This is a genomic window from Chloroflexota bacterium, assembly GCA_026713825.1.
GTDB lineage: Bacteria > Chloroflexota > Dehalococcoidia > Lucifugimonadales > UBA1127 > UBA1127.
Genome location: JAPONS010000026.1, coordinates 1 through 16,930, shown reverse-complemented (window position 1 = coordinate 16,930; position 16,930 = coordinate 1). Strand labels below are relative to the sequence as shown.

The 16,930-nt window shown below is 65.5% G+C and carries 14 protein-coding genes; 8 read left to right on the top strand and 6 right to left on the bottom strand.

Annotation, left to right across the window (positions count from 1 at the left end):
• Window positions 1-41 precede the first annotated feature (41 nt).
• The 3 genes from ftsZ to rsmH form a co-directional block, all read right to left on the bottom strand.
• A complete protein-coding gene (ftsZ, locus tag OXC99_03125; GenBank protein MCY4623979.1) occupies window positions 42-1,151 on the bottom strand; it encodes a cell division protein FtsZ in 1,110 nt (369 codons plus the stop codon).
• Between the two features lie 37 nt (window positions 1,152-1,188).
• Window positions 1,189-2,442, bottom strand: coding sequence for a cell division protein FtsA (gene ftsA / locus OXC99_03120; GenBank protein MCY4623978.1), 1,254 nt, complete (start codon window positions 2,440-2,442; stop codon window positions 1,189-1,191).
• A gap of 249 nt (window positions 2,443-2,691) precedes the next feature.
• The gene (gene rsmH / locus OXC99_03115; GenBank protein ID MCY4623977.1) at window positions 2,692-3,594 is read right to left on the bottom strand and encodes a 16S rRNA (cytosine(1402)-N(4))-methyltransferase RsmH; all 903 of its coding nucleotides are present in this window, start codon (window positions 3,592-3,594) and stop codon (window positions 2,692-2,694) included.
• Window positions 3,595-3,957: 363 nt separating this feature from the next.
• Between rsmH and OXC99_03110 the strand changes: the two genes are divergently transcribed.
• The 5 genes from OXC99_03110 to OXC99_03090 all read left to right on the top strand — a co-directional run bounded on the left by OXC99_03110 (window position 3,958) and on the right by OXC99_03090 (window position 10,849).
• Window positions 3,958-4,449: a MogA/MoaB family molybdenum cofactor biosynthesis protein gene (locus OXC99_03110; protein ID MCY4623976.1), complete on the top strand. Its 492-nt coding sequence runs from the start codon at window positions 3,958-3,960 to the stop codon at window positions 4,447-4,449.
• 143 nt (window positions 4,450-4,592) lie between these two features.
• Entirely contained in the window at window positions 4,593-5,360 is a 768-nt protein-coding gene (gene trmD, locus OXC99_03105; protein MCY4623975.1) for a tRNA (guanosine(37)-N1)-methyltransferase TrmD, read from the top strand.
• 179 nt (window positions 5,361-5,539) lie between these two features.
• Window positions 5,540-8,221, top strand: a complete 2,682-nt coding sequence (mutS, locus tag OXC99_03100) for a DNA mismatch repair protein MutS (protein MCY4623974.1) — start codon at window positions 5,540-5,542, stop codon at window positions 8,219-8,221.
• A gap of 87 nt (window positions 8,222-8,308) precedes the next feature.
• Complete coding sequence (locus tag OXC99_03095) at window positions 8,309-8,743, top strand: nitroreductase family deazaflavin-dependent oxidoreductase (GenBank protein ID MCY4623973.1); 435 nt, start codon at window positions 8,309-8,311, stop codon at window positions 8,741-8,743.
• A 444-nt stretch (window positions 8,744-9,187) separates the two neighbouring features.
• The gene (locus OXC99_03090; protein MCY4623972.1) at window positions 9,188-10,849 is read left to right on the top strand and encodes a hypothetical protein; all 1,662 of its coding nucleotides are present in this window, start codon (window positions 9,188-9,190) and stop codon (window positions 10,847-10,849) included.
• Here OXC99_03090 and OXC99_03085 read toward each other — a convergent pair.
• A complete protein-coding gene (locus OXC99_03085; protein MCY4623971.1) occupies window positions 10,846-12,060 on the bottom strand; it encodes a hypothetical protein in 1,215 nt (404 codons plus the stop codon). The genes OXC99_03090 and OXC99_03085 overlap by 4 nt on opposite strands.
• Window positions 12,061-12,243: 183 nt before the next feature.
• Between OXC99_03085 and glpX the strand changes: the two genes are divergently transcribed.
• Window positions 12,244-13,239, top strand: coding sequence for a class II fructose-bisphosphatase (glpX, locus tag OXC99_03080; protein ID MCY4623970.1), 996 nt, complete (start codon window positions 12,244-12,246; stop codon window positions 13,237-13,239).
• A 161-nt stretch (window positions 13,240-13,400) separates the two neighbouring features.
• Here glpX and OXC99_03075 read toward each other — a convergent pair whose 3' ends face one another.
• A complete protein-coding gene (locus tag OXC99_03075; protein ID MCY4623969.1) occupies window positions 13,401-14,438 on the bottom strand; it encodes a fructose-bisphosphate aldolase class I in 1,038 nt (345 codons plus the stop codon).
• 179 nt (window positions 14,439-14,617) lie between these two features.
• Between OXC99_03075 and OXC99_03070 the strand changes: the two genes are divergently transcribed.
• A complete protein-coding gene (locus tag OXC99_03070; GenBank protein MCY4623968.1) occupies window positions 14,618-15,136 on the top strand; it encodes a methylated-DNA--[protein]-cysteine S-methyltransferase in 519 nt (172 codons plus the stop codon).
• 109 nt (window positions 15,137-15,245) lie between these two features.
• Here the strand turns inward: OXC99_03070 and fmt are convergent, their stop codons facing one another.
• Window positions 15,246-16,187 (bottom strand): methionyl-tRNA formyltransferase, encoded by a 942-nt coding sequence (gene fmt, locus OXC99_03065; GenBank protein ID MCY4623967.1) that lies wholly within the window; start codon window positions 16,185-16,187, stop codon window positions 15,246-15,248.
• A 316-nt stretch (window positions 16,188-16,503) separates the two neighbouring features.
• Here fmt and OXC99_03060 point away from each other — a divergent pair.
• A partial coding sequence (locus OXC99_03060; protein MCY4623966.1) for a hypothetical protein occupies window positions 16,504-16,930 on the top strand: 427 nt, incomplete at its 3' end.

The window sequence follows — 16,930 nt, the reverse complement described above, 5'->3', positions numbered from 1 at the left end:
GGGAGGGGCCCGATGAATCGGGCGTTTGAGAGGGGTGGAGGTTATAGCCCGTTGATCCGGGATGTGACCCGGTTACGAGCTAGGGAGGGGGCGTTCCGCAAGAACGGCGGTAGATCAATGTCAAAGTCCTGGTCCTCCGTGCCGGAAATAGCGTCGGCGTGGGTGGGCACCAGGACGTCCGGGGTTGGAAAACCCGTGGCAATGATGGTGAGGCGGACATCGTCTTCCATGCTGGGGTCCGTGGCCATGCCGAAGAAGATGTTCGCGTCAGGGTCAACGACTTCGCTAATGGCATCGGCAGCACTTTGGACCTCTGCCAGGGTGAGGTTGGTGCCGCCGGTGATGTTGAACAGGACGCCCCGTGCGCCCTCGATGGAAACCTCGAGGAGCGGGCAGGACACGGCGGCGCGGGCGGCCACGATGGCGCGGCGGTCGCCGGAGCCGGTGCCGATGCCGAGCCAGGAGGGTCCGGCGTGGGACATGACGGTCTTCACGTCGGCGAAGTCCAGGTTGATCTCGCCGGGGACGGTCACCAGCTCGGCGATGGACTGAACGGCCTGCAGCAGGACGTCATCGGCCATCGAGAAGGCGTTGGAGATGGTGACTTCCTCGCCGCTGATGGCGCTGAGGCGATCGTTGGGAATGACGATGAGGGAATCGACCTTGTCGCGCAGCCGCTGGATGCCTTCGTCAGCGTGGCGGCGGCGGTGGGCGCCCTCAAACGAGAAGGGCTTGGTGACGACGGCGACGGTAAGGGCGCCGGCCTCTCGGGCGAGCTCTGCGACAACGGGGGCGGAGCCGGTGCCGGTGCCGCCGCCCATGCCGGCGGCCACGAAGACCATGTCCGCACCCTTGATAAGCTCGGTGAGGTGCTCGCGACTCTCCTCGGCGGCGAGGCGGCCGGTCTCGGGGTCTCCACCGACCCCAAGGCCACGGGTGAGGCGCTCGCCCATCTGTACGCGCATTGGGACATCGCAGCGCTGGAGCGCCTGGGAGTCCGTGTTGACGACGACGTAGTCGATGCCAGGGATGGGCGTGCGGAACATGCGGTTGACGGCATTGGAGCCGCCGCCGCCCGCGCCAACCACCTTGATCAGAGGCGCGTTGTTGCTGTTTGCGAATTCGTTGGGCTGGTATGGGAACTCTGCCATTGGGATCTCCTTCCTCTCTCGCTTTGCCAGCGGCCGCCTACTGGGCAACCTTGCTCATGCGGTCCTTGAGCCGGCTCAGGGGACCGGCGTTGGCCTGAGCGTAGGTGGTGTTAAATTTCTGTCTTCTGCCGCCATCCCGCATGGATGTCTCCGGCTGACGGGAGGCCCAATGCAGGGCGCCGACGCCGGCGGAGAAGGCGGGATCGCGCAGGTCATAAGGCAGGTCCGGGTCCTCCGGGAAAGCGAAACGCACCGGTGCGCCGAGCTGTTGGCGCGCCACGCGTTCAATGCCGCGCAGGGTGGAACCTCCGCCGGTCAACACGAGGCCGGCCGGGGGCAGGTTTGGGAAGCCGAACTCGTTCAGCTTCCGGCCGGCGAAGCGGAAGAGCTCGCCGGCGCGCTCGTGAAGGTAACGGGCGATGACACGCCGCTCGACGCGAACCAGGCGCTGGTCGGCGGGGGACTCGATCTCGACGGACTCGTCGCCCGTGACGTCGAGGGCGGCCTGGCCGTAGCGGACCTTCAGATCCTCGGCGGTCTCGGGTGCGATGTTCAGGGCGAGCGAAAGGTCCGTGGTGAACTGGTTGCCGCCCAGCGGCAGGACGCCGGCGTTCCAGAGGGCGCCGTTGCGAAAGACGGCCACAGTTGTGACGCCTCCGCCGATGTCCATGAGGGCCACGCCGCGCTCCATGTCGTCGGGCGAAAGGACGCCCTCGGCCGTGGCGACGGGGCCGGCGACTATGCCGTCGACGCGGACGCGGGCGCTTTCGACAGCGCTGACGAGAGCGTTGATGGAGGCGGCCTCTGCGGTCACGCACACGGTCTCAACGTCGATACGGAGGGCGTGCATACCGATGGGGTTGCGCAAACCCTTGAGGCCGTCAACGGCGAAGGAGCGCGGGAGCTTGTGCAGGACCTCTTGCCTGGAGGAGAGCCCCTCGGGGCGAGCAGCATCGACGGCTCGATCAAGCTCGGCCTCGGTGATGGCCGCGTCCTGTCCCATGGAATGGAGGGTGCTCCAGCAGGAGTGGGCCTCCAGGTGACCGCTGGAGACGATTATGAAGGCGGAGGGTGCGAGGACGCCGGCGGCAATGCGCGCATCCTCCATGGACTCGCGGATGCTCTCGCGGGCCGCACCAGCGTCGACGACGACGCCTTTGCGGATGCCGGCAGTGGGGGCGAGTCCTGCTCCGAGGACCTCGGCTCTGTCCATGCCGTTGTGGCGACCGATGAGGGTGAGTACCTTAGATGTGCCCGCGTCTATAACTGCAATCGTGACGTCCTTAGCCATATCGCGTCCCTTTCTCCGTATTCCGCGGCGCGATGCGGGTACGGCGGCTCTTGAGTCTCAGACCTGCCCCATTCGGGCGGCTGAGCAATTCCTTTCAGTTGACTGGCCCGGGTTTACCAGCGGTACAGGGGCACCGGCCGAGGGGAGGACGGTTTGAACATGGGCAGGCATTTGCCGTCCGCGTGGCCAGGCTACTTAGAGGGGCGCCTGAAGGGAGGGGGCCGGCACCCCTGTACAACCGGTTCGCATCTACCTGAAGGCGGTGCCTTCATCCAACCGCTCGGCCGTCCGCATGCGGGCGGACCGACTTCGCGCATTTAACGCGACCTCCTCTCCGGAGGGGGTAATTGGCTTCTTGGTCAGCGCCTTAAGCACCGTGGACTCCCTTAGCGTTGTCTTGACGAGCCTGTCCTCGATCGAGTGATAGCTGATGACCACCAGCCGGCCTCCGGGGTGGAGCGTCTCCGCCGCAGCCGCGAGGGCCGTCTTGATCGCGTCGACCTCGTGGTTCACCTCCATTCGGATGCCCTGGAAGGTACGGGTGGCCGGATGGATACGGCCCCGGCGTCCCAATGCTCCCTGCACGACCTCAGCCAGGTGCTCGGTACCCCGGATGGGGCGCCGCTGCACGATGGCCCTGGCGACCCGCCGTGCCCGAGGTTCCTCACCGTACTCATGGATGACCCAGGCGAGGTCGCGCTCCGTGTAGCGGTTGACCACGTCATCGGCGGTGAGGTCATCGTCTGGGCCGAAACGCATGTCGAGGGGAGCATTCCGCTGGAAACTGAACCCTCGTTCCTCTCCCTCCAACTGCAGACTTGAGAGGCCCAGGTCCAGGAGAACGCCCATCACAGAGATCTCTTCCAGGAACCGCGCCTGCTCAGCCAGCGTTGTATACGATGCGTTGACCAAACGGACGCGGTCACCGTGGCCTGACAACCGCTCCTTCGCGATGGCCAGGGCCGCCGGGTCCAGGTCCAAGCCGATGACAACGCAGTCCGGTGCGGCGTTGAGGATGGCCTCAGTGTGGCCGCCCTCGCCGACCGTACAATCTATAATCGCGCCCGCTGAGGCCACCGCCAACGCTTCCACCACTTCCTTGACAAGGACCGGCGTGTGCACCGGCTGGGGCCCAACGTTTTGAGGCGTCACTGTTAACGACTCTAAAACAGAAATGCCCAACCTCTGGGCTACAGCGCTATTAAACGGCCCGTCACACAATTTGTCAACCCCTAATCTGAGACAAGTTTAAAACTCAAATTAGACGACTTAAAAAGTTGGTTTCCAAACATTTTTAGCTATGGAATCTACCGTTTCTTCGGTAATGTTACACCTGGAAGCCACTAGAGAGCGCCAAATGTTTTGTCCGCGACTTTGGTCGGAAACCAACTTTCATCTCACCTTTCACATATTTGTCACAATTTTGATGTCGAACAGTCAACGTCACTATTCCCATAGCTGGGATGGTCCCTGTGCTATCATTGGGTACAGCCGCTCCGGGACGGAGGGACGCTCATGTACACGGTAGCTATTCTTACTTCGAGTGACGCTGGTTCACAGGGAGAACGTGACGACACAAGCGGGCAAGCCGCCATAGAGCTCTCCACGGCGGCGGGCTTCGACGTGACGATCCGCGAAGTGGTGCCGGACGATTACGAGACCATCGTCGACCGGCTGACGCGGTGGTCGCAGCAGGTGAACGTCATCCTAACGACGGGGGGAACGGGGTTCGGGCCACGGGATGTGACCCCTGAGGCGACGCGCGCCGTCATCGACCGGGTGGCGCCCGGACTATCGGAGTACATGCGGGCAAAGACCTCGGATTTCACGACGCTGTCGTACCTCAGCCGGGGCGTTTCCGGCACGCGGGGCGGGTGCCTCATCGTCAACCTCCCGGGCAGCCCACGCGGCGTGCGGCAGTGCCTGGACATCCTGCTGCCATTGCTGCCTCACGCGCTGCAGACCATGGAGGGCCCGATCCAGCAGCACCCGACTGACTCGTTGTAGCTGAAACAGGCATTATGTGGAGCGCAGCCTCTTCTGCCCATAGCTGATCGGGCCTAAAGCGCTCGTTTTGCGGCGCTGAGTAGCCTCCAGTCCACCGGTGGCACCAAGAGGCCCATTTTGAAACGGGCCACAATCGGAGCGAAATGGACATTTCCGTCCTCACCCTCTTCCCCGGCATGTTCGCCGGGCCGATGGACCAAAGCATCCTGGGCCGCGCGCAGGAACGCGGGCTAGTGACCATCGCGCTGTACAACATCCGCGACTTCGCGCAGGACCGGCACCACGTCGTGGACGACACGCCCTTCGGCGGCGGGCCGGGGATGGTGATGAAGCCCGAGCCGCTCTTCCTCGCCGTCGAGGCCGTGCGGGCCGAGCTGGCGGAGAGGCAGGGGGTGACGGTAGCCGACGGCGCGCCCGTCATCCTCCTCTCGCCACAGGGACGGCCGTTCACGCAGGCTATCGCGCGCGAGCTCGCGGCGCATGACGCGCTCGTCTTCATCTGCGGGCGGTATGAGGGCGTCGACGCACGCGCCGAGGATGCGCTGGCAACCGACGTCATCTCCATCGGCGACTATGTGCTCACCGGCGGCGAGATTCCAGCGATGGCCGTCATCGACGCGGTGGTGCGGCTGCTGCCGGGAGTGCTGGGCGACGACACGTCGGCGGTGGAGGAGTCGTTCAGCGAGGGTCTGCTCGAGGGCCCAACGTACACGCGGCCCGCCGAGTACCGCGGCATGACGACGCCGGAGATCCTGCTGTCGGGCGACCACGGGGCCGTGGCGCGGTGGCGCCGCCGGCAGGCGCTGCTGCGGACCTGGCAGTGGCGGCCGGAGCTGCTCGCGAGCGCAGATCTTTCGGACGAGGACTGCGCGTACCTCCAGGATCTAGAGCAAGGCGGATCCCAAGAGTAGAGGCGCACAAAGTCTACCTCGCTCTGGCGGCCGCTTCGAGAGGTTCTATGCAAACGCGGCTCCCCACCCATGGAAACCGGCCTCCGCCGGGATGACGATGGGGATAAATGCATAGAATCCCCAATCGCCACAGGGTATGATGCAAGCACTCCCCTCCAAAGGACTATGCAGGGCTGACTATGGCACGGTCGTCAAGCAAGACACGCGAATCAACCAACGGCGCAGCGGCTGACGGCGTCGCCGCCCAAGCCGCTACGCCCCTGCGCAGGCAGTACCTGGAGGTGAAAGCGCGGCACCCGGACGCCATCGTGCTGTTCCGGCTCGGCGACTTCTACGAGACCTTTGACGAGGACGCGCGGACGGCTGCGGCGGAGCTCGACATCGTGCTGACGGGCCGCGACATGGGCAAGGGGCAGCGGGTGCCGATGGCCGGCGTGCCCGCACACTCGCTCGAAGGCTACTTGGCGCGGCTCATCCGACGCGGCTACAAGGTGGCCATATGCGAACAGATCACTGAGCCCTCGGCGGGCGCCGGACTCGTGGAGCGCGACGTGGTGCGCATCGTCACGCCGGGGACGGTGGTGGAGCCGGGGCTGCTGGACGAGCGCGCCAACAATTTCATCGCAGCCGTGACGCTGCAGGGCGATGTCGCGGGGCTGGCCTACGCCGACATTACCACGGCGGAGTTTGCGACGGCGCAGATGCCGCTGCTGACGCTTCCGCTGGAGCTGGAACGGCTGGGGCCAGCGGAGCTGCTGATGCCGGAGGAACTGGATGCCGCGAGCATCGTCGGTGCGCTGCGGCCGCCGCAGGGTGACGACGGCGGGCCGACGGTGACGGCGGGGGCGGACGCGCAGTTCCGGATCGCGGCAGCGCGGAGGACGCTGCTGGAGCACTTCGGAGTGAGTACGCTGGAGGCCTACGGCTGCGAGAACGCGCCCCTCGCCGTGCAGGCAGCGGGCGGGCTGCTGGCCTACCTGCAGGACACGCAGAAGGGCAAGGTGGGGCAGCTTACCTCGCTGCGGACATACTCGCCCGAGCGGTACATGGTGCTCGACTACCAGACGCGGCGGAACCTGGAGCTCTTTCGCGCCGGACGTTTCGGAGGCGGGACGGCACTGCTGAACGTGCTCGACTACACCAAGACGCCGATGGGCGGACGGCTGCTGCGCCGGTGGTTGGGGCAGCCGCTGCTGGACCGCGAGGAGCTGGAGCGGCGGCTAGACGCCGTCGCGTGGCACCACGCGAGCAACATCCGGCGGGAAAACGCCGCGGCCATGCTCAGCGGGATGAGCGACCTGGAGCGGCTGGTGAACCGCGTCACGGCGGGCACGGTGACGCCGAGGGAGTTGGTTTCGCTGCGGCGGAGTTTGGAGGCCGTCCCGGCGATGCTCGATCTGCTGGCGGAGGGCGGCGAGGCCGTCGGCTGGCTGCGCGAGGACCTGCACCCATGCGAGGCCATCGTAGCGGTCATCGCGCAGACGGTGAACGACGACGCAGTGGCGCTGAGCGGTCAGGGCGGCGTCGTGCGGCCGGGGTTCTCGCCGGAGCTGGACAACCTGCGGACGGCGTCGCGGGACGCGAAGGAGTACATCGCGGGACTGGAGCGACAGGAGCAGGAGCGGTCGGGCATCGGCACGCTCAAGGTCGGGTACAACAGGGTCTTCGGTTACTACCTGGAGGTGTCGAACTCCAACTTGGCGCGGGTGCCGGAGGAGTACATCCGGAGGCAGACGCTGGTCAACGCCGAGCGGTTCATCACCCCCGAACTGAAGGAGTATGAGGCACTGATTTTGAACGCCGAGGAGCGGCTGGCGGAGATGGAGAGCGCCATCTTCCGACAAGTGTGCAGGCAGGTGGCGGACGAGGCGCCCCGCATCCTGCAGACGGCGTCGGCCATTGCGCAGGCGGACCTCTTTCGCGGCCTGGCTGAAGCGGCGTCGAGGAATGGCTACGTGCGCCCCACGTTCGAGGAGGGCGGCGTGCTGGAGATCACGGCAGGGCGGCATCCTGTCGTGGAGCACGTGGTCGGCGCGGGGGCCTTCGTGCCGAACGACACCTCGCTTGGGCAGCCGGGGGCGTCGCTGATGGTGCTGACGGGTCCGAACATGGCAGGAAAGTCGACGTACATCCGGCAAGTGGCGCTCATCGTGCTGATGGCGCAGGTGGGCAGCTTCGTGCCGGCGGACGCGGCGCGCATGGGCATCGTCGACCGCATCTTCACGCGCGTTGGGCTTCAGGACGACCTGGCGACAGGGCAGTCGACATTCATGGTCGAGATGGTGGAGACGGCGGCGATCCTGAACCACGCGACAACGCAGTCGCTGGTCGTGCTGGACGAGATTGGGCGCGGGACGAGCACGTACGACGGGCTGGCCATTGCGCGGGCGGTGGCCGAGTACCTGCACAGCCACCCGAGGCTGGGGTGCAAGACGCTGTTCGCAACGCACTACCACGAGCTGACGGCGCTGGCCGACCACCTGCCGAACGTAGTGAACTACAACGTCTCGGCGGTGGAGGCCGACGGGCAGGTGACGTTCCTGCACCGCATCGTGCCGGGCGGGGCCGACCGCAGCTACGGCGTGCATGTGGCTCGGCTGGCGGGACTGCCGCCGCCGCTGCTGAACCGCGCCCGCGAGCTGCTGTCGGAGCTGGAGGCGACGGACGCGCCCCACCGCGGCGGGCGCTCGCGTGCGACGGCGCCGCAGGGCGCGCAGCTCCCGCTGATGGCGTCGGCTGACGACGGGCTGCGGGAAGCGGTGATGGAACTCGACATCACGGAGATGACGCCGCTGGAAGCGCTGAACAAGCTGTACGCGCTGCAGCAGCAGGCGCGGGAGTCACGAGAGGGGACTCCGTAGGGGCGAACCACGAGCCGCCTGACCCCGCTCTTGTCCTCGCAGCCAAGAGCAGTGAACATGTCTAGCAGAACGGAGAAGGAGTGAACCATGCCTGAATACCTACCCTCGACCTCGGACTGGGTGCGCGAGCAGGTGGAGTTGTACGAGAGCAGCGGGGGGACGCAGGGGACGACGCTGCGGGAGACCGGCTTGCCGGTCATCATCGTCACGAACGTCGGGAACAAGACGGGCGGCATCCGCAAGACGCCGCTGATGCGCGTCAAGGATGGCGACAGCTACGTGCTGGTGGGCTCTCGGGGCGGGGCGCCGAAGCACCCGGAGTGGGTCTACAACCTGCGGGCGAACGGCGATGTGGAAATCCGCGACCTGACGGAGGTCTATAGCATGCGCGTGCGCGAGGTCGAGGACGAGACGGAGCGGGAGCGGCTGTGGGCCCTCGCGGCGGAGGCCTTTCCGCCCTACGACGAGTACCAGACGAGGACCGAGCGGAAGATCCCGGTGTTCCTGGCGGAGCCGGTGTAGGCGGAAGTCAGAGAAGGCGCCAGAGCGATACCGGGAAGTCAGCTAACTTTGAGGTTGGGTGACGTATTGCCCTTCATGAAAGCCGGGTCTGCGGTGGTGTGGGGCCTGTCGGCGGCCCTTGTCCTTGCATTGCTGACCTTTGCATGCCAACCTCCCGTGGAATCTCAGCCCGTAGTGCCCACCCCGTCGCAAATTGATGAAGCGCCCCCTCCCACTCCTACCGTGTCGCCTACTCGGAGCCCGGCGCCAACTACGTCGGCCCAAGACGCCGAGGCTCGGCCGGCACCATCGGCGACGCCCGCGCTCAACATCTTTGCGCTGCCCTCGCCCGTACCGACGCCCATTCCGGCAGCGGCTCCCACCGCGGTTGCTACGCCGACGCCAACTCCCTCGCCTACGGCTACACCCAGGCCTACCCCAACCCCCTCCCCGACGCCACTCCCCTTGACCCTTTCGGGCTTTGCCGTGTCGCCAGCAAAGATTGAATTGCGGTGGACGACAAACTTCGATGATGTGGAGCGATTCGAGGTATTCCGGGACGACGTCCTGATAGCGACCCCCTCGCTTGAAGATCGGTCCTACAGTGACGCGGACCTCAGTCCCAACACTCGGTACACATACAAGCTCGAGGTGCAGCGGTCGAACGGAGCGGAACTTTCTGCTGAGCTCAGCAAAGCCACGCTTGCCCATGCGCCCAGGGTCGCAAGGCAGATGGCAACCCATGGGACGGGGCTGCAGTTGCCCATCATTGACGAGGTGAATCCCGCCTACACGGAGTATCAAGTAAGGTTGCAGGCATTCAGGGGAGGAGTCGCTTCCACGTCTGAATGGAGCTCCAGCAAATGCAGGACGCTTGAGGGCCTTCAACCTGGGACGGTCTATTCAGTGACAGTCGAAGTGCGGAATCTTGACGGCGTCACCGAGAGGGCAATCGACTTCTTCGCAGAGGACGGTGGGCCCGAGATCCTTCGCGGGCGTACCGCTCACGCGTGGGGACACGCGGGCACACAAGACTCGTGGGTGCAGGCGCGAATTCGTGACACCGCTGGGGCCCATGGGCTCACGCAGGCCGCAGAGGACTGGATGAACAACGACATACTCATCGAACGGAAGCGAGGCGAGATCAGGTTCAGGAGCTCTCACAACGGTCACATTGAGATGGGCCACAGCTTCATCGGCCACCTGATGGCAGACGTTATGCGGGCCTACTGGGCGTACTGGGCGTACTGGGACGGCTTTTCGGAGCCGTGCGATAGGATGAACCTCTACACGTTCAGACGCGACGTCGCGCAGTTTGCACTCGACTTTCGTGACCTGGACAGGGCAGGGACCGGACACCGCCTGGAGCCCTGGCGGCCCTACTACAACCTGATCAGGGCGATTCTCGCCAACCACGATGTGGGCGACGAAGACTACTGGGAAGTGCTGGACAGAGGGGAGTATGGCAAGTTCGGCGGTCTTTGGTGGGAGATGGAGGCACTCATACCCGGCTTCAACCCGCATCACCCATCCCTGATCCCTCCCCGCATCAGGAAGTACTTTGTCGGGTTCATGAGCGATGGAGGAGGCACAACCTGGGACGAGGAACTTGATTGGTACATCAGGCTCGAAGATGAAGACCGGGGACTCTGGTCTCCATTTGTTACACACGCAATCCTGCATAACTCGCCACGTGCGCCAAACTACATTGCGAGGACACGGATACCCGAACCGCTGCGCACCACGCTCAGGGACGTCGAAAGACAGTTGCTTGTGGACTTCATAAACACAATGGAAGACCACATTCCCTGGGGGTGGTGGGAGGATTCGCCGGGGGGCTGGACGCTCTACCTGGAGATCCACCTGCATCGGCTGCCGCTCTATGCCGCTGGGTTGGGCGCTACCCAAGGGATTGAGCTGGGGCCGTCCAATCTCGATGCCGTGGTAGAGGCGTTGCTGCTACTGCGGGACTACCACTGTCGATTGGGGGAACTGGGGTGCTCATACGACCACGGCACCAACGTGGACGCCGCCCGCAATCAGGTCCACGCTTCCATCAGTGGGATTGAGCCACTATCAGACAGGCAGCGGGAGTTCCTGCTTGCGATGATTGAACTTCGGCGCTAGAGGGTCAGCTCCAGGATGTAGAGGCCGCCTTTGATGCGGTCCACCACGTAGAGGATGCCGTTTTCGTCCACGTAGACGTCGTTGATGCCGTTGGCTGCTGCGCCTTCGGGGATGGGCGGGACGAAGTAGGCGACCTCCTCCGGGCGGAAGGGGTTGCTGGTGTCGTAGACGCGGATGCCGCCGTTGAAGAAGGTGCCGTAGATCAGCGTGTCCGACTGGGAACAGGTGGGGGCGGGCTGGTTCTCGTGGATGTTGTGGGCGCCGTACCGGCCGGGACGGCTGAAGTAGTCGTCGAGGTTGGGCGTCGGGAACGTGCTGATGATGACCGGGTTGGTCTCGTCCTTGATGTCGACCATCCAGACGAGCTTGGGGTGGTCCTCGCCGTTGGTGCGGACGGACTCCTGGGTCACCACCATGAGGTCGCGGCTGAAGAGAGGCAGGGCGGTGTGGGTGAAGCCCGGGAAGTTCGGGCCGAAGTTGAACTCGCTGACCACCGTCGGGTTTGCGACGTCGGAGATGTCGAGGATGTTGGTGCCGCCGTCGATCCACGCGCAGTAGGCACGGTCCGGGCGCTGCGGGTAGACGTTGGCGTTGTGGAGCCGGTGTCCGGCGTCGAAATAGGGGTTCCGCCGCACGGGAGGCGCGTCGTCGCCCTCACGGGTCCCGGGGAGCCACCACCGGCCGGCCTCCTTCGGATTCGACGGGTCGCTGACGTCGACGATCATGTAAAGCTGGTCGTCCTTCTGGTCGCGCGGCTGGAAATCGGCGGCTCCGGTGGAGAGGTGGGCGTAGGGGCCGTCGACCCACCAGAGCACGTGGCAGCCTCGGGAGTATGGACCGCTGGTGTCTAGGAAGCCGATGCGGCGAGGCTCCTCAACGTTGCTGATGTCATAGACGCCCATGCCTGTGCCGGGCTGCCCCGGCTGCTGTGACTGGTAGGCCACGAGCATGGTGTCGCCAACGATGGACAGCGAGTTGGAGCGCAGGTGGGGGTAGTCAAGGTCCGTCTGGACGATGACTTTCGGGTTGGCGATGTCCGTCACGTCGACGCCGGTGATGTCCTTGGGCGCGCTCTCGTGCGCCAGGTAGAGCACCCGGCGGCCGCTCCTGTCCTGGTAGAGGTGGATGCCCTCTCCGATGTTTCCGAAGCCATTGAGCATGTCGTGGGAAATGAGCCGCATGTTGCGGATTTCCTGTGTCTGCGTTGCCATGCTGCCTCCTTGACTGTGAGCCTCGGATGGGGATTCTTGCTGACGCGTAATCTACACTATGTTGGCGGTTAACCCAACGGGGCTGTGTCAGGGTAAAGGACTCTATTGCTCCAATGGCGGCACCAGCGATATCCAGGCGCGCGGTGGTATAATCCCCTCGCCCCAAACAACCGGAGGTGTGCTATGGCGATGCAGCGTGCCCGCCAACCTATCGAGCGCAACCTGGCGATGGAACTAGCCCGGGTGACAGAAGCTGCGGCGATGGCGGCCGTGCGCCACATGGGGATGGGCGACAAGGAGCTGGTGGACCAGGCCGCGGTGGACGCGATGCGCTACACGCTGGGCTACGTCTCGATGGATGGCGTGGTGGTCATCGGCGAGGGGGAGAAGGACGAGGCGCCGATGCTCTACAACGGCGAGCGCATCGGGAACGGGGAGCCGCCGGAGGTGGACATCGCCGTCGACCCGATCGACGGGACGACGCTGCTGTCGAAGGGGCTGCCGGGTGCGGTCGCGGTGGTCGCGCTTTCGGCTCGGGGCACCATGAACGTCCCGGGCAACGTCTTCTACATGAACAAGATCGCAGTTGGACCGGAGGCGCGCGAGGCCATCGACATCGAGGCGAGCGTGCCGCAGAACCTGCGAAGCGTGGCGGAGGCGAAGGGGTGCAGCGTCACCGACCTGACAGTCATCATGCTGGACCGGCCCCGGCACAACGAGTTGCTGGCGGAAGTGCGGGCAGCGGGCGCTCGCGTCAAGCTGATCACGGACGGCGACATTGTGGCGGGCATTCAGGCGGCGCTGCCGGGGACGGGCGTCGACATGCTGCTGGGCATCGGCGGGTCTCCCGAGGCGGTGCTGACGGCGGCGGCGATCCGGTGCATTGGCGGGGAGATCATCTGCAAGGCGTGGCCGCGCGACGACGCCGAGCGCCAGCAGGCAATCGCCGACGGCGTGGACTTGGAGAAGATCTACGACACCAACGACCTTGTGGGCGGGGAAGACGTTTTCTTCTCGGCGACGGGGGCGAGCACGGGGGACCTGCTCAAGGGCGTGCTGATGCAGGACGGCGGCGCGCGGACGCAGACGCTGGTGATGCGGTCGCGGTCCGGGACGGTGCGGTGGATAGACTCCATCCACGATTTCTCCCGGTTGGACAAGATCAGGTTTACGGAGTAGGGGCCCTTCGACAGGCTCAGGGCGAACGGGCGGGTGATTCGCGAATCGCCCAGGCGAGCAGCCTCACCACCCCTGGATTCCGGCCTCCGCCGGAATGACGAATATGAAGAGGAGCGGGCCGCAAATGCGGCTCGCTCCTCTTTGCGTCCTTAGACTGTTGCCTACACGGCAGCGGCGGCCCCTTCCATGGCGGCGGAATACTTGCCCTGCTGGGCCGCACTGGTTAGCTGGGCCCGGTGGTGGAAGGCGGCCTGCGCGGCGGAGACGTTGGCGGCCTGGCCGGCCCACGCCTTCATCGGCGCGCTCTGCAAGCCTCGGCCGAAGGAGTAGCTGATGGTCCACGGCGCGCCGACCCTGGCGGCGTGGACGTTGATGGCGTTCAGGTTCACCGTCGCCTCATCGTCGCTCTGGCCGCCAGAGAGGAAGACGATGCCGGGCATCATCGCGGGGATGGAGCGCTTGAAGCAGTCGACGGTGTACTCGGCGACGGCCTCGGCCGGGGCGCGGTTGGGGGCGGAGGCGCCGGAGAGGACCATATTGGGCTTGAGGAGCATGCCCTCCAACTCGACGCCCTGCCGGTGGAGCTGGGCGAAGGTCTCCAGCAGGGTGGACTTGGTGGCGTCGTAGCAGGCGTCGATGTCGTGATCGCCGTCCATGAGGACCTCAGGTTCCACGATGGGGACGAGGCCGGCGTCCTGGCTGAGGGCGGCGTAGCGAGCGAGCGCGTGGGCGTTGACCTCGATGCAGCGGGCCGTCGGGATGCCGGGGCCGACGTTGATGACGGCGCGCCACTTGGCGAAGCGGGCGCCCAGTTCACGGTACTCGGCCAGGCGCGGGGCAAGGCCGTCAAGGCCCTCGGTGACAAGCTCACCGGGGGAGAATGACAGGGGCTGGGTGCCCTTGTCGACCTTGATGCCGGGGATGATCCCACGGCTGGAGAGGACCTGCACCAGCGGAGTGCCGTCGGCGCCGGGCTGTCGAATGGTCTCGTCGTAGAGGATGACACCGCTGATGTAGGCGTCGACGCCTATGGTGCGGAAGAGCATCTCGCGGTAGTCGCGGCGGTTCTCTTCGGTGCTCTCGACGTTGATGGAGTCAAAGCGGCGCTTGATGGTGCCGGAGCTTTCGTCAGCGGCCAGGATGCCTTTGCCGGGCGCGACGAGGGCCTTGGCGGTGGCGGCGAGCTTGGCGATGTCCATGTTCAGCCTCCTTTGCCGTAGTTGCGTGCGAAGTACGCGGGAGGATGGAAGTCGCCCCTATCATACCGCAAAAGCGGCGGATGCGCGCCTGCGAGTGGCAGGGTTTTTGGGGTTCCAGAAGGCTTGCTGGAATGGCGGAATCTGGTACGCTTTGGCCAACATTCGCGAGCGGAGGACCTGTGACGACCAAGGAAGAGACACTGTACTACCACCGCTACGAGAGCCCGCTGGGAGTTTACATGCTAGTGAGCTCCGACGAAGGTCTGGCGTGCGTTAAGCCCGAGGAGCAGTCCTTTCCCGACCTGGACAAGTGGGAGCGGGAGGGCGCCCGGTACGAGGAGGGCGGCGCGTACAACGCGCAGGCGGCCTCGCAACTTGACGCCTACTTCGCGGGGGATCTGCGCGACTTCGATGTCCCGCTGGACATGCGAGGGACGCCGTTCCAGCGCCGCGTGTGGGAGGAGCTGCGCAACATCCCCTACGGCGAGACGTGGTCGTACGGCCAAGTGGCGGCGGCAATCGGGAGGCCCTCGGCGAGCCGGGCGGTGGGGAGCGCGAACGGGAGCAACCCCGTGTCGATCATCGTGCCGTGCCACCGGGTCATCGGGTCGAGCGGCAAGCTCGTCGGGTACGGCGGCGGGCTGCACCGCAAGGACGCGCTGCTGGCGCTGGAGACGGGAGCGCAGCGGCTGTTGTAGGGATAGGCGGTGCATCCGTTCTTGCGACCCTTCGACAAGCTCAGGGCGAACGGATTGGGCTTTCCTCTCCATCCCCTGGATACCGGCTTTCGCTGGTAATTCAGAGTTGCTAGCACGGCAGGCGTGTGCCGAGGAGGTCCGGGTGGCCACGGAGGAAGGCGTCTGTGTTGGCGGCGCGGCGGCCCTCGAGTTGGAGTTCTAGCAGGCCAAGCACGCCATCGCGGGTGACAACGCCGATAGGGGCTGGGGCACCGTGGAGCACGATGACCGTGCCGGGCGGGTCGGCTGCGCCCGTTGACGGCTGCCGCGTCGAGCGAATCACCTTGAGTGTCGCGCCCTTGAACGTTGTGCAGGCACCGGGCCAAGGGTGCATAGCGCGGACCTGGTTGTGGAGTTGCGCGGCCGTGCGCGTGAAGTCGAGTTCGCCGTCGGCTTTCTCCAGTTTGCGGCTGTAGGTGGCTTGTGTCTCGCTCTGGGGGATGGCCTCGATGCGGCCTTCCGACCACTCGCGGAGGGTGCGGGCCATGAGCTCGCCTCCGCGGGCGAAGAGGCTCGCCGTGAGGGCGCCCGCGGTGTCGTCGGGGCCAATGGCGACCTCCTCCTGCGCGACGATCGGGCCCGTGTCCATCCCCTCGTCGATCAACATGACCGTGACACCAGTGACGGACTCGCCCTCCAGGATGGCCTCGGCGACGGGCGAGGGGCCGCGGTGGCGGGGGAGCAGCGACGGGTGCACGTTCAGGCAGCCCATGGGCGCCAGCGCCAGGAGCGGGGGCGGCAGGATGCGCCCGTAGGACGCGACCACCATGGCGTCAGGGGCGAGGGCCGCGATCTGCTCGGCGACCTCCGGCGGGCGCAGCGACGGGGGCTGGAGGACGGGGACGCCGTGCTCGCGGGCCCAGACGGCGACGGGGGGCGATGCGAGGGCTCGGCCGCGGCCGGCGGGGCGGTCAGGTTGAGTCACCACCGCCGCGACCTCATAACGGGCGTCAAACAGGGTTGACAACACCGGCACGGCGTAATGGGGCGTCCCGAGGAAAACTATACGCACGGGAACTTCCAGCCAAAAGCATTTTTGTGGCGAAGCAGTGCGACGTCCAAGGATGCAGGCCCGTCAGCGTTCCGGATTATCTCCCTAGCCTGAATGTGTCTGCTAATAGGGAACATTGCACCTCGCTCACACTAACCTGACCTGAAATTCACGGGCCATTGATTGAATTGCTATTGCAGAACGACCGTCGTATTTCCGAGAAAAATATGTTTTGGACGGGTGTAGAACACCGGTACACCCAGTCGTAGAACGCGCACGGCGGGGCAAAACCGTCGAAAATCCACAAATCATTGTCCTAGAAGGCCCCTCCGCCCCGATGATAGATTCTATCTTTAGTCCTACCGCTGACTTCCCGCAACCGGCCTGTGTCATAGGCCATGTACGGGCCAGGGAGACGACGACTTTGAGTTCCAGGGACCCTCGAAAGCTTTGGGATGCTGTGCTCGGCGACCTGCAAGTGCAGGTCGCCCGGCCAAGCTATGATACCTTCTTGAAGCAGACCGTGGGTATCGCCATGGACGGCGACTGCCTGGTGGTGGCCGCGCCGACGGCCTTCGTCGCGGAGTACCTGCTGAAGCGCATGCGGGGCGTCGTGCAGCGGGCCGTCGAACGGGTGGCGCGCGAGCCGCTCGACGTGCGGTTCGAGGTTGTGGCGGCGTCCGCGAACGCGGTGGCGGCACCGGAGGCCGACGTGGCCGAGGAGCCCGGGCCGCTGCCGGCGCCGAAGGTCGTTGGGCCGGGGG

Excerpts from the sequence above, each read along its gene's own strand:
- ftsZ (MCY4623979.1), bottom strand. The coding sequence starts at position 1,151 with ATGGCAGAGTTCCCATACCAGCCCAACGAATTCGCAAACAGCAACAAC.
- ftsA (MCY4623978.1), bottom strand. The coding sequence starts at position 2,442 with ATGGCTAAGGACGTCACGATTGCAGTTATAGACGCGGGCACATCTAAG.
- OXC99_03110 (MCY4623976.1), top strand. The coding sequence starts at position 3,958 with ATGTACACGGTAGCTATTCTTACTTCGAGTGACGCTGGTTCACAGGGA.
- trmD (MCY4623975.1), top strand. The coding sequence starts at position 4,593 with ATGGACATTTCCGTCCTCACCCTCTTCCCCGGCATGTTCGCCGGGCCG.
- mutS (MCY4623974.1), top strand. The coding sequence starts at position 5,540 with ATGGCACGGTCGTCAAGCAAGACACGCGAATCAACCAACGGCGCAGCG.
- OXC99_03095 (MCY4623973.1), top strand. The coding sequence starts at position 8,309 with ATGCCTGAATACCTACCCTCGACCTCGGACTGGGTGCGCGAGCAGGTG.
- OXC99_03085 (MCY4623971.1), bottom strand. The coding sequence starts at position 12,060 with ATGGCAACGCAGACACAGGAAATCCGCAACATGCGGCTCATTTCCCAC.
- glpX (MCY4623970.1), top strand. The coding sequence starts at position 12,244 with ATGGCGATGCAGCGTGCCCGCCAACCTATCGAGCGCAACCTGGCGATG.
- OXC99_03075 (MCY4623969.1), bottom strand. The coding sequence starts at position 14,438 with ATGGACATCGCCAAGCTCGCCGCCACCGCCAAGGCCCTCGTCGCGCCC.